The sequence below is a fragment of the Dokdonella sp. genome (genome assembly GCF_051958935.1).
Classification (GTDB): domain Bacteria; phylum Pseudomonadota; class Gammaproteobacteria; order Xanthomonadales; family Rhodanobacteraceae; genus Dokdonella_A.
Genome location: NZ_JBQCFP010000045.1, coordinates 1 through 11,422 on the forward strand (window position 1 = coordinate 1; position 11,422 = coordinate 11,422).

The window sequence follows — 11,422 nt, forward strand, 5'->3', positions numbered from 1 at the left end:
GCCGTTCGCGTCCTTCTCGTCGCGGAAGTACTCGGCCATGGTGAGGCCCGTCAGCGCGACGCGCAGGCGGTTGCCGGGCGGCTCGTTCATCTGGCCGTACACCATCGCGACCTTCGACTGCGTCTTGTCGTCGAGCTTGACCACGCCCGCGTCGATCATCTCGTGGTAGAAGTCGTTGCCTTCGCGCGTGCGCTCGCCGACGCCCGCGAACACCGAGAGGCCCGAGTGCTGGGTCGCGATGTTGTTGATGAGCTCGAGCATGTTGACGGTCTTGCCGACGCCGGCACCGCCGAACAGGCCGACCTTGCCGCCCTTGGCGAACGGGCAGACGAGGTCGATGACCTTGATGCCGGTTTCGAGCAGCTCGCTCGCCGCGGCCTGCTCGTCGTACGACGGCGCCGCGCGATGGATTTCCCAGCTGTCCTTGGCGTCGATCGGACCGACTTCGTCGATCGGGTTGCCGAGCACGTCCATGATGCGGCCGAGCGTCGCGGTGCCGACCGGCACGCTGATCGCCTTGCCCGTGTTGCGCGCCACCAGGCCACGCTTGAGGCCGTCGGTGGAGCCGAGCGCGATCGTGCGCACGACACCGTCACCGAGCTGCTGCTGCACCTCGAGCGTGATCGGCGAGGCGGTGCCTTCGACCTTGAGCGCGTCGTACACCTTCGGCACGGATTCGCGCGGGAATTCGACGTCGACGACGGCGCCGATGATCTGTACGACTTTGCCCTGGCTCATTGTGGATTGCTCCGGTTAACTTTGTTCTGTTCGGATGGCAACTGCCATCTGGATGGACTTCGTGATTGGTGATTCGTCATTCGTGATTGGAAAATGCGGGGTGACCGTGCAATCACCAATCACCAATCACGAGTGACGCAACCGTCGTCAGACGGCTGCTGCACCACCGACGATTTCGGAAATTTCCTGCGTGATCGCCGCCTGGCGCGCCTTGTTGTAGACGAGCGTGAGCGAACCGATCGCCTTGGTCGCATTGTCCGAGGCGCTCTTCATCGCCACCATGCGCGCCGCATGCTCGCTGGCGAGGTTCTCGAGCACCGACTGGTAAACCAGCGACTCGATGTAGCGCGTCAGCACGTGCTCGAGCACGACCGCAGCGTCCGGTTCGTAGATGTAGTCCCACGAATGCGTCGTCGGCAGTTCCGGCGACGGCGGCAGCGGCAGCAGCGTGTCGACGGTCGCCTTCTGCGTCATCGTGTTGACGAAGTCGTTGTAGGCGAGGTGCAGGCGATCGATCCGGCCTTCGGTGTAGGCGTCGAGCACGACCTTGATCACGCCGATCAGCTGGGCGATCTGCGGCTTCTCGCCGAGGTGCGTGACCGAGCCGAGCATGTTGACCTTGAGGCGGCGGAAGAACTGAGTCGCCTTCTGGCCGATGCAGACGACGTCCACCTCGACGCCCTTGTCCTGCCAGCCGCGGATCTCGCCGAGCAGCTTGCGGAACATGTTCGAGTTGAGGCCGCCGCACAGGCCGCGGTCGGTCGACACGATCACGTAACCGACGCGCTTGACGTCCTTGCGCGCGACCAGGAACGGGTGCTGGAACTCGACGTTCGCGTGCGCGATGTGGCCGATGACCTGTCGCATCAGGCGCGCGTACGGGCGCGAGGCCTTCATGAGGTCCTGCGCCTTGCGGATCTTCGAGGCCGAGACCATCTCGAGCGCGCGCGTGACCTTGCGCGTGTTCGCGACGCTCTTGATCTTGGTGCGGATTTCTCTTGCGCCTGCCATCTGCTCGCTACGCCCGTTCGTGATTGGTGATTCGGGATTGGTGATTCGTGTCCGTGATCCGCTGTTGCGAATCACGAATCACGAATGACGAATCACGGCTTTACCAGGACCCCGTCTTCTTGAACTCTTCGAGGCCCTTCTTGAATGCGGCCTCGATGTCGTTGTTCCAGTCGCCGGTCTCGACGATCTTCTTCATGAGGTCGCCGTAGTTGGCGTGGAAGTGCGCGTGCAGCGCGGCTTCGAACGGCAGCACCTTGTTCAGCGGCAGGTCGTCGAGGAAGCCCTTCTCCGCCGCGTACACCGACAGCGAAAGCTCGGCGATCGACAGCGGCGCGTACTGCTTCTGCTTCATGAGCTCGGTCACGCGCTGGCCGCGCTCGAGCTGCGCACGCGTCGCCGCGTCGAGGTCGGAGGCGAACTGCGCGAACGCGGCGAGTTCGCGGAACTGCGCCAGCGCGAGCTTCACGCCACCCGACAGCTTCTTGACGATCTTGGTCTGCGCCGCACCGCCCACGCGCGACACCGAGATGCCCGCGTTCACGGCCGGGCGGATGCCCGCGTTGAACAGGTCGGTCTCGAGGAAGATCTGGCCGTCGGTGATCGAGATCACGTTGGTCGGCACGAACGCGGACACGTCGCCCGCCTGCGTCTCGATGATCGGCAGCGCGGTGAGCGAGCCGGTCTTGCCCTTGACCGCGCCGTTGGTGTGCTTCTCGACGTATTCCTCGTTGACGCGCGCGGCGCGTTCGAGCAGGCGGCTGTGCAGGTAGAACACGTCGCCCGGGTACGCCTCACGGCCCGGCGGACGCTTGAGCAGCAGCGAGATCTGGCGATACGCCCACGCCTGCTTGGTGAGGTCGTCGTAGATGATCAGCGCGTCTTCGCCGTTGTCGCGGAAGAACTCGCCCATCGCGCAACCGGAGTACGGCGCGATGTACTGCATCGCGGCCGACTCGGACGCCGAGGCGACGACGATGATCGTGTGCTTGAGCGCGTCATGCTCCTCGAGCTTGCGCACGACGTTGGCGATCGACGACTGCTTCTGGCCGATCGCGACGTAGATGCATTTGATGCCGGAATTCTTCTGGTTGATGATCGCGTCGACGGCGAGAGCGGTCTTGCCGGTCTGGCGGTCGCCGATGATCAGCTCGCGCTGGCCGCGACCGATCGGGATCATCGAGTCGACCGACTTGTAACCCGTCTGCACCGGCTGGTCGACCGACTTGCGCCAGATCACGCCCGGAGCGACCTTCTCGATCGGCGAGGTCTGCTTGGCGCCGATCGGGCCCTTGCCGTCGATCGGCTCGCCGAGCGCGTTGACCACGCGGCCGAGCAGTTCGCGGCCGACCGGCACCTCGAGGATGCGGCCCGTGGTCTTGGCGACGTCGCCTTCGCGCAGGTGCTCGTAGTCACCGAGCACGACCGCGCCGACCGAGTCGCGCTCGAGGTTGAGCGCGAGCGCGTAGGTGTTGCCCGGCAGCTCGACCATCTCGCCCGACATCACGTCGTTGAGGCCGTGGATGCGCACGATGCCGTCGGACACGCCGGTCAGCGTGCCTTCGTTGCGCGCTTCCGCGGACAGCTTGAATTTCTCGATGCGACTCTTGATGAGCTCGCTGATTTCGGACGGATTGATCGTCGTAGCCATGGTGTGTGGTTCCTGCTCTCGTCGACGAGCGACGGTTCCAAGGGGTCAAAAGTCAAACGTCGCGGATCGTGTCGAGTGCCGCTTCGATTCGATCGTCGACGTTTGACTTCCGACGTCGTTGTGCAAACGACGGCCTGCCGGCATCGGCCGGCAGGCCGGATTTCCTACTGCGTGAGCGCTTGCCCCAGGCGCGCGAGACGGCCGCGCACTGAACCGTCGATGACGACTTCGCCCGCGTCGATCACCGCGCCGCCGAGCACGTCGGCGTCGATCGACTGCTCGATCTCGATGTCGCGGCCGAAGCGGCGCTTGAGCGCGTCCTTCAGCTTGGCGGCTTCGTTCGCATCGATCGGCGTGGCCGAGCGCACGTTCACCTTGAGCACGCGCTCGGCTTCCTGCTTGAGCTCCTCGAACAGCGCGCCGATCTCCGGCAGCACCGGCAGGCGGCGGTTCTCGGCGAGCAGGCGCACGAAGCCGGCGAACGGCGAATCCGCCGCTTCGCCTTCCGGCGTGACCAGCGCGGCGAGGTCGGCCTGCGCGACGCGCGGGTCGCCGAACAGCGCGGTGACGCGCGGATCGGCGGCCACCTGCGCGGCGAACGCGAGCTTGCCGGCCCAAGCGCCGAGGGCATTGTTCGCGCGCGCGAGCTCGAAGGCGGCGCGTGCGTACGGACGGGCGAAGGTGAGGGCGGTCGACATCGGTCAGATCTCGGTGACGAGCTGGTCGATCAGCGACTTGTGCGCATTCGCGTCGATCTCGCGCTTGAGGATCTTCTCGGCGCCGGCGACCGCGAGCGCGGCGACCTTGCCACGCAGTTCCTCGCGTGCCTTGTGCGCCTGCGCCTCGATGTCGGCCGCGGCGATCGCCTTCTGCTTGGTCGCCTCGACGATCGCGTCCTGGCGTGCCTTGTCGACGATCTGCGCGGCCTGCTGGTGCGCCTTGTCGATGATCTGCATCGCTTCCGCGCGCGCCTTGCGGATCTCGTCCGCGACGCGCGCGTCGGCATCGGCGAGCTCCTTGCGCGCCTTCTCCGCCTGCGACAGGCCTTCGGCGATCTTGTTCTGGCGATCTTCGATCGCCGCGATGATATGCGGCCAACCGAGTTTCATGACCATGAGGACCACGGCGAAGAACGCCAGGCCCTGGATGACCAAGGTGAGATTGGGAATCATCGTCTGCTCCTGCGTCGCGACGGGCCGCGCATCGCGCGGCCGTCGCATGCCTGCGGTTTCTTACTTGGCGCCGATATGGCCGAGCAGCGGGTTCGCGAACAGCAGCAGCAGCGCGATCGCGACACCGATCATCGGCACCGCGTCGAGCAGGCCGGCGACGATGAACATCTTGGTCTGCAGCATCGGGGTCAGTTCCGGCTGGCGCGAGGAACCTTCGAGGAACTTGCCGCCGAGGATCGCGAAGCCGATCGCGGTGCCGAGGGCGCCGAGGCCGATCAGGATCGCCGCAGCGATGACGGTCATGCTCAGGACATCGGCGACCTGTGCGACGTTGGCGATGGTTTCCATGGTTGTCTCCGGTTTCTCTGGTGAAGGTTGAAAAAGGAAAAGCTATCGATTGAAAAGCGAGGCGACGGCTGAGCGCTTCTTGATCTTCGGTTCAAGGATGAACGCACGAGCTAGTGGCTTTCCGCCGCCATGCTGAGGTACACGAGGCTCAGCACCATGAAGATGAATGCCTGCAGCGTGATGATCAGGATGTGGAACGCGGTCCAGCCGAAATCCGCGAGGAACTGGCCGATGCCGAGCGGCCACGTCGAGAACGTGCCCAGGCTGCTGCCGAGCGTCATCACCGCGATCAGGATGAAGATCAGCTCGCCCGCATACATGTTGCCGAACAGTCGCAGGCTCAGCGAAACCGGGCGCACGCACTCCTCGATCAGGCGCAGCAGGAGGTTCGGGAGGACCAGCAGGACCTTGCCGACGGGGCCCTCGGCGTGGAACGGCGCGGTCAGGAACTCGCCGAAGAACTTGCCGACGCCCTTGTTCTTGATGCCCACGTACTGGATCAGCAGGAAGACCGCGAGGGCCATGCCGAGCGTGGTGTTGAGATCGGCGGTCGGCACGATGCGCAGGTACGCATGCGCGGGATCGTGGCCGGACAGCGCATGACCGCTCGCCCACGCCCACGGCAGCAGGTCGATCGGCAGCAGGTCGAGGAAGTTCATGAGGAATACGAGGCAGAAGATCGTGATCAGCAGTGGCGCGATCATGCGGCTCTTGCCGTGGAAGGTCTCCTTGACGAGGCCGTCGACGAACAACACGACCATTTCGATCGCGCATTGCAGCTTGCCCGGCACGCCCGCGGTGGAGCGGCGGGCGACGCGCACGAACAACACGAGGAACGTCAGCGCGGCGAGCACGGTGAAGAACAGCGTGTCGAGGTTGATCGTCATGAAAGCGCCGTCGCCCACGCGCAGCTGCAGGTGATGCAGGTGGTGCTGGATGTATTCGGTCATGTTGACCGAGCCGGCGGCTTCTTCGGTGGCCATCGTTCTACCTGGTTGCGATGAGGGCGATCCAAAACGCGAACTGCGCCGCCAGCACGCCGGCAATGAGTCCGACGAACGGCAGCTTCCACACGGCTATCGCGAGATACAGCGTCGCGCACAGCCAGAACCACTTCAGTGCCTCCGCCGCCCAGGCGGAGCGCAATACACTGCGCGGCGGCGCGATGCCGCGGCCGAACAGGCGCAGTGCGAACAAAACGTTGCCCGCGGAGACGATGGTGCCGCCCGCCAGGGCTGCGAGCCCCACGCGCCAGCCGAAACCCGCCACCACCACCAGCGATACCGCGAGGGTTGCGCCGAACTGCAGGACTGCCGTGCGAGCCGCCACGTGCCAGCCGTGGGCGATGGAATTGCGCACTGGGAGCTCCCGCCGGTGGAGGTTCGTCGCGGCGCGCGTCCCGGCGCGCTCCACCTCTCCAAAAGGCCGCGCAGTTTATCAAGGGGCGCGTATACGCCGCAATCAACAAAAGGAGTATGAATGCACGCGACGCTGCGGTGTTTCCCTGGCGCCAACGACGGCGGCTGTCCGGGGAATTCGCCGATGCGGACGTGCGCTGCGGCCGTCGGGCGCGCGCAAGCATTTGTTTTTACTGAAAAGCGCCGATGCGCTTCACCCGCGTCAGGGTTCCAATCGGGGCCGGCCGGCGACGCGTCGTTCGGGAATAGCCGGCCACTCGTCCGCCACGGCGGACAGCCGGGGCCCGAATGCGGTCTGGCGCGACATCTTGCCGCAGTGCAACGCCACCGTCGGCGCTGCGTTTCCTGCCTGTGTGGGAACTGCGTCGCAGGCGAAAAAAAAGGCCGGGAGAGAGCCCGGCCTTTCGAGGTCGACGCCGCACGCCAAGGGGAGTAGCGGCGGCGTCTTTCTGGGGACTTGCCCGATCAGGCGGCCTTCTTGGCGGCCTTGACAGTCTTGTTCAGCGTGTCCGTGACGGTCTCGTTGACCGACTCGAACGAGGACTTCGCGAGCGAACCGATCGCCTCGGAGGTCTTGAGCGAAACGCCGAGGACTTCCTGGCTGTTCGCATAGAGCTTCTCGGCGCTTTCCTTCGCGAGCTGGACGCCCTTGGCCGAAATCGCCTTGGCGGCTTCGAAGTCACGCACTTCGGCGGCTTCGGTCCAGAACTCGACCGACGCCTTGACGCGGTCCTCGAAGGTCTTGAGGTTCAGCTCGGTGATGCGCTCGAAACCGGCCAGGGCGAGGCCCTGCGCCTTCACGAAGGCATCGGCATAGCTCTTGCCGAGCGCAAGGGACTGCGTGTTGATCTGCTCGAACATGTTCGATACCTCTGCGGTATGGGTGGAGTGTTGGATGGCATCCTAGCAGGGTTTTTGTTGCAACGCAACACAGCGGAGGCACGAGAGCATCGGTTGGCCGGATCATTGTCCGGCCATTTTGTTTCAATTCAGTTGATTACGAATTACCGGCGAGGCGTGCGGCGCTGCGCCAAATCAGTCGTGCCCACGGTATTCGCACGCCGTGGTGCAGGTCTCGTTGACGACGACCTTCGAGAGCAGCGGCAGGCGCGGCGCGAGCCGGTTCCAGATCCAGCGCGCGAGCTGCTCGCTGGTCGGGTTTTCGAGGCCGGGCACCTCGTTCAGATAGCGATGGTCGAGCTGGTCGTACAGCGGCGCGAATGCGGCCTTGAGGTCGGCGTAATCCATGACCCAGCCGAGCGCCGGGTCGAGCGGTCCGCTCACGTGGATCGCGATCGCGAACGAATGCCCGTGCAGGCGGCTGCACTTGTGGCCGTCGGGGACGTTCGGCAGGCGGTGCGCGGCTTCGATCCGGAAGGTCTTGGAGATTTCCATGCGCGCAAGTCTAGCAAGCCGCGCCGCGGGCCCTCGCGCCGTCCGTCGGCCGGAGAGCGGCTCGTGCCGCGGGCGCATGTCCACGCGCGCCCGGCCATGCCGTTTGGCACGTCTCAACGCGAAGGGCTTCCGACAAGATCGACCGACGCGCGTACGCGGCGAACGAACCCCCGGAGGGACAGATGGAAAGGCGTGACTTCCTCAAGATGACCGGCATCGGCCTGGGCAGCCTGCTGCTGCCGGCGATGCATGGCCGCGTCATCGCGGCCGAAGCCCTGCTCAGCAAGCTCGACGTCGCGACCAAGAAGAAGTTCGCCGACATCGCGCTCAATGCGGCCAAGTCGGGCGGCGCGAGCTACTGCGACGTGCGCATCGGCCGCTACCTGCGCCAGTTCGTCATCACGCGCGAAGACAAGGTGCAGAACGTCGTCAACACCGAGTCGAGCGGCATCGGCATCCGCGTCATCGCCAATGGCACCTGGGGCTTCGCCGCCACCAGCGACATGAGCCCGGATGCGATCGCCAAGGCGGCGAAGGAAGCCGTCGCGATCGCCAAGGCGAATTCGAAGATCCAGACCAAGCCGGTCGAGCTCGCCCCGGTCAAGGGCGTGGGCGAGGTCAGCTGGACCACGCCGATCGTCAAGAACTCGATGGAAGTACCGATCAAGGACAAGGTCGACCTGCTGCTCGGCGTCAATGCCGCGGCGATGCAGGCCGGCGCGAGCTTCATCAACTCGATCCTGTTCCTCGTCAACGAACAGAAATACTTCGCCTCGACCGACGGCTCCTACATCGACCAGGACGTGCACCGCATCTGGGCGCCGATGCAGGTCACCGCGGTCGACCAGAAGACCGGCAAGTTCCGTATCCGCGCGGGCCTCTCCGCGCCGCGCGGCATGGGCTTCGAGTACCTCGACGGAAACAAGGCCGACAAGGTCGAACTTCCCGGCGGCGCGATCGTCTACGGCGATTCCTACGACATGAAGGAAGACGCGATCGCCGCGGCCAAGCAGGCGAAGGAGAAGCTCACCGCGCAGACGGTGAAGCCGGGCAAGTACGACCTCATGCTCGACCCCTCGCACCTGTGGCTGACGATCCACGAGTCGGTCGGCCATCCGCTCGAGCTCGATCGCGTGCTCGGCTACGAGGCGAACTACGCCGGCACCAGCTTCGCGACGCTCGACAAGTGGCGCGACAAGTTCAAGTACGGCAGCGACAAGGTCACGATCTTCGCCGACAAGGTGCAGAAGGGCACGCTCGGCGCGGTCGGCTACGACGACGAAGGCGTCAAGACGCAGCGCTGGGATCTCATCAAGGACGGCACTCTCGTCAACTACCAGGTCATTCGCGACCAGGCGCACATCCTCGGCCTCAAGGAATCGCAGGGCTGCTGCTACGCCGACTCTTGGTCGAGCGTGCAGTTCCAGCGCATGGCCAATGTCTCGCTCGCGCCGGGCAAGCAGGCGATGTCGCCGCACGACATGATCAAGGACATCGAGAACGGCATCTACATCATCGGCGACGGCTCGTTCTCGATCGACCAGCAGCGCTACAACGCGCAGTTCGGCGGCCAGCTGTTCTACGAAATCAAGAACGGCAAGGTGACCCAGCCGCTCGAGGACGTGGCCTACCAGATGCGCACCCCGGAATTCTGGAATTCGTGCGCGGCCGTATGCGACGAGAAGGACTACCGCTTCGGCGGCTCGTTCTTCGACGGCAAGGGCCAGCCGGGCCAGGTTTCGGCCGTCTCGCACGGCTCCAGCACCGCGCGCTTCAATGGCGCCAACGTCATCAATACCGCGCGCAGCCTTGGCTGAGCGGAGCGGAGAATACAGCGATGAGCATCTATACCGAAGAACAAGCCAAGGCGATCCTCGACAAGGCGATCAAGGCGTCGAAGGCGGACCAGTGCAGCGCCACGCTCAACGGCGGCTTCAACGGCAACATCCGCTACGCGCTCAACAGCGTCTCGACCAGCGGCCGCGTCAGTGATTGCGATCTCGCGGTCGAAGTCGCATTCGGCAAGCGCGTCGGCACCGCGACCATCAACAGCTTCGACGACGCCTCGATCGAGGCGGTCGTGCGCCGCGCCGAGGAGCTCGCGCGGCTCGCCCCGGAGAATCCCGAGTTCGTGCCGATCATCGACAAGCAGGCCTACAAGGCGAGCGGCACCTTCTCCGAGAAGACCGCGGCGATCACCCCGGAATACCGGGCCAGCGTCGCCGCCGCGTGCATCGAGCCGTGCCGCAAGGACAAACTCGTCGCGGCCGGCTTCTTCACCGACAGCCAGACCTTCTCGGCGATCGCGAACAGCAAGGGCAACTTCGGCTACCAGAAGACGAGCGGCATCGACTTCACCTGCACGGTGCGCACCGACGACGGCCATGGCTCGGGCTGGGTCGCGCGCAACCTCGGCGACGTCTCGAAGTTCGACGCGAAGAGCGAAATCCAGACCGCCATCCGCAAGGCGAAGGGTTCGGTCGATGCGAAGGCGCTCGAGCCGGGAAAGTACACCGTGATCATGGAGCCGGCCGCGAGCGCGGGCCTGATTTCCTTCATGATGTTCGGCTTCGACGCGCGCCAGTCCGACGAAGGCCGCAGCTTCCTCTCCAAGAAGGGCGGCGGCAACAAGCTCGGCGAGAAATTGTTCGACGAGCGCGTGACGATGTACGCCGACCCGTGGGACGAGCATGCCGCGGTGCTGCCGTGGGACAACGACGGTCTCGCGCGCGAGCGGACGCCGATCGTCACCAACGGCAAGGTCGAATACCTGCAGTATTCGCGCTACTGGGCGCAGAAGCAGGGCAAGAAGGCGATCGGCCAGCCCGGCAACCTCATCATGGTCGGCGGCGACAAGTCGACGATGGACCTGGTCAAGGGCACCAAGAAGGGCGTGCTCGTCACGCGCACCTGGTACATCCGCCTGGTCGACCCGCAGACCGTGCTGCTCACCGGCCTCACCCGCGACGGCACGTTCTACATCGAGGACGGCGAGATCAAGTACCCGATCAAGAACTTCCGCTTCAACGAGTCGCCCGCGATCATGCTCAACAACATCGAGGAAATCGGCAAGCCGGTGCGCGTCGCCGACGACGAATCGCCGTTCGTGATGATGATCCCGCCGCTGAAGATCCGCGACTTCACGTTCACGTCGCTGTCGGATGCGGTGTAGGGCCGTGATTGGGGATTGGTGATTCGTGATTCGTGGCGGGGCATGGTCGTCGGCCGCATCCCGCTCCGAGTCATGGACCACCAATCCCGGTTCGCCCATGAACCGCTCCGAATTCCTCCGCTCGATGGTGGCCACGGTCGCGGGCTTCGCGCTGACGCCGCTCGGGCGCGCGCAAGACGGATCGACCAATCACCCATCACCAATCACCAATCCCGGCTCCTACGACTTCTGGTTCACCCGCCTCATGTACGAGTCGGGCGACTGGGATGTCGATGCGCGCATGCCCTCGAACCTGCTCGATGCGCTGATCCAGTACACGACGTTGCGCGTCGATCCGCACGAGCGCGTGTTGCCGCTCGCCGATGCGCGCATGCTGACGCAGCCGTTCTGCTATCTCGCCGGACACAAGCTCGTCGAGTTCAATCCCGACGAGCGCCGCCATTTCGAACGCTACGTGCGCGCGGGCGGCTTCGTCCTCGTCGACGACTGCAACCACGACATCGACGGCCTGTTCGCCAGA

The 11,422-nt window shown here is 65.0% G+C and carries 12 protein-coding genes and 1 pseudogene; 3 read left to right on the top strand and 10 right to left on the bottom strand.

The features are described 5' to 3' along the window. The 10 genes and pseudogenes from ACTHK2_RS04140 to queD form a co-directional block, all read right to left on the bottom strand. Positions 1 to 738 (bottom strand): annotated as a pseudogene (locus tag ACTHK2_RS04140) (F0F1 ATP synthase subunit beta); the annotation flags it as partial. Positions 739 to 885: 147 nt separating this feature from the next. Further along, positions 886 to 1,749 carry a F0F1 ATP synthase subunit gamma gene (gene atpG, locus ACTHK2_RS04145; RefSeq protein ID WP_440244431.1) on the bottom strand — a complete coding sequence of 288 codons (864 nt, stop codon included), beginning with the start codon at positions 1,747 to 1,749 and terminating at the stop codon, positions 886 to 888. 100 nt (positions 1,750 to 1,849) lie between these two features. Then, positions 1,850 to 3,397: a F0F1 ATP synthase subunit alpha gene (atpA, locus tag ACTHK2_RS04150; RefSeq protein WP_440244432.1), complete on the bottom strand. Its 1,548-nt coding sequence runs from the start codon at positions 3,395 to 3,397 to the stop codon at positions 1,850 to 1,852. 164 nt (positions 3,398 to 3,561) lie between these two features. Continuing rightward, positions 3,562 to 4,095, bottom strand: coding sequence for a F0F1 ATP synthase subunit delta (locus tag ACTHK2_RS04155; protein ID WP_440244433.1), 534 nt, complete (start codon positions 4,093 to 4,095; stop codon positions 3,562 to 3,564). Between the two features lie 3 nt (positions 4,096 to 4,098). Then, positions 4,099 to 4,569, bottom strand: a complete 471-nt coding sequence (locus tag ACTHK2_RS04160; RefSeq protein WP_131996226.1) for a F0F1 ATP synthase subunit B — start codon at positions 4,567 to 4,569, stop codon at positions 4,099 to 4,101. A gap of 60 nt (positions 4,570 to 4,629) precedes the next feature. Beyond that, positions 4,630 to 4,917 carry a F0F1 ATP synthase subunit C gene (gene atpE / locus ACTHK2_RS04165; RefSeq protein ID WP_277871135.1) on the bottom strand — a complete coding sequence of 96 codons (288 nt, stop codon included), beginning with the start codon at positions 4,915 to 4,917 and terminating at the stop codon, positions 4,630 to 4,632. 110 nt (positions 4,918 to 5,027) lie between these two features. Next, positions 5,028 to 5,900 (bottom strand): F0F1 ATP synthase subunit A, encoded by an 873-nt coding sequence (gene atpB, locus ACTHK2_RS04170; RefSeq protein ID WP_440244434.1) that lies wholly within the window; start codon positions 5,898 to 5,900, stop codon positions 5,028 to 5,030. A 4-nt stretch (positions 5,901 to 5,904) separates the two neighbouring features. Then, the gene (locus ACTHK2_RS04175) at positions 5,905 to 6,276 is read right to left on the bottom strand and encodes an ATP synthase subunit I (protein ID WP_440244436.1); all 372 of its coding nucleotides are present in this window, start codon (positions 6,274 to 6,276) and stop codon (positions 5,905 to 5,907) included. A gap of 524 nt (positions 6,277 to 6,800) precedes the next feature. Beyond that, positions 6,801 to 7,196 (bottom strand): phasin family protein, encoded by a 396-nt coding sequence (locus tag ACTHK2_RS04180; protein ID WP_440244437.1) that lies wholly within the window; start codon positions 7,194 to 7,196, stop codon positions 6,801 to 6,803. Between the two features lie 174 nt (positions 7,197 to 7,370). Next, complete coding sequence (gene queD / locus ACTHK2_RS04185; RefSeq protein WP_440244438.1) at positions 7,371 to 7,730, bottom strand: 6-carboxytetrahydropterin synthase QueD; 360 nt, start codon at positions 7,728 to 7,730, stop codon at positions 7,371 to 7,373. 182 nt (positions 7,731 to 7,912) lie between these two features. On the opposite strand from queD, the gene ACTHK2_RS04190 reads away from it, so the two are divergent. From ACTHK2_RS04190 to ACTHK2_RS04200, 3 genes are all read left to right on the top strand, one after another. Then, on the top strand, positions 7,913 to 9,547 hold the full coding sequence (locus tag ACTHK2_RS04190; RefSeq protein ID WP_440244439.1) for a TldD/PmbA family protein: 1,635 nt from the start codon (positions 7,913 to 7,915) through the stop codon (positions 9,545 to 9,547). A gap of 20 nt (positions 9,548 to 9,567) precedes the next feature. Continuing rightward, positions 9,568 to 10,902 carry a TldD/PmbA family protein gene (locus ACTHK2_RS04195; RefSeq protein ID WP_440244440.1) on the top strand — a complete coding sequence of 445 codons (1,335 nt, stop codon included), beginning with the start codon at positions 9,568 to 9,570 and terminating at the stop codon, positions 10,900 to 10,902. Positions 10,903 to 10,999: 97 nt separating this feature from the next. Then, on the top strand, positions 11,000 to 11,422 hold a 423-nt coding region (locus ACTHK2_RS04200), incomplete at its 3' end, for a DUF4159 domain-containing protein (RefSeq protein WP_440244441.1).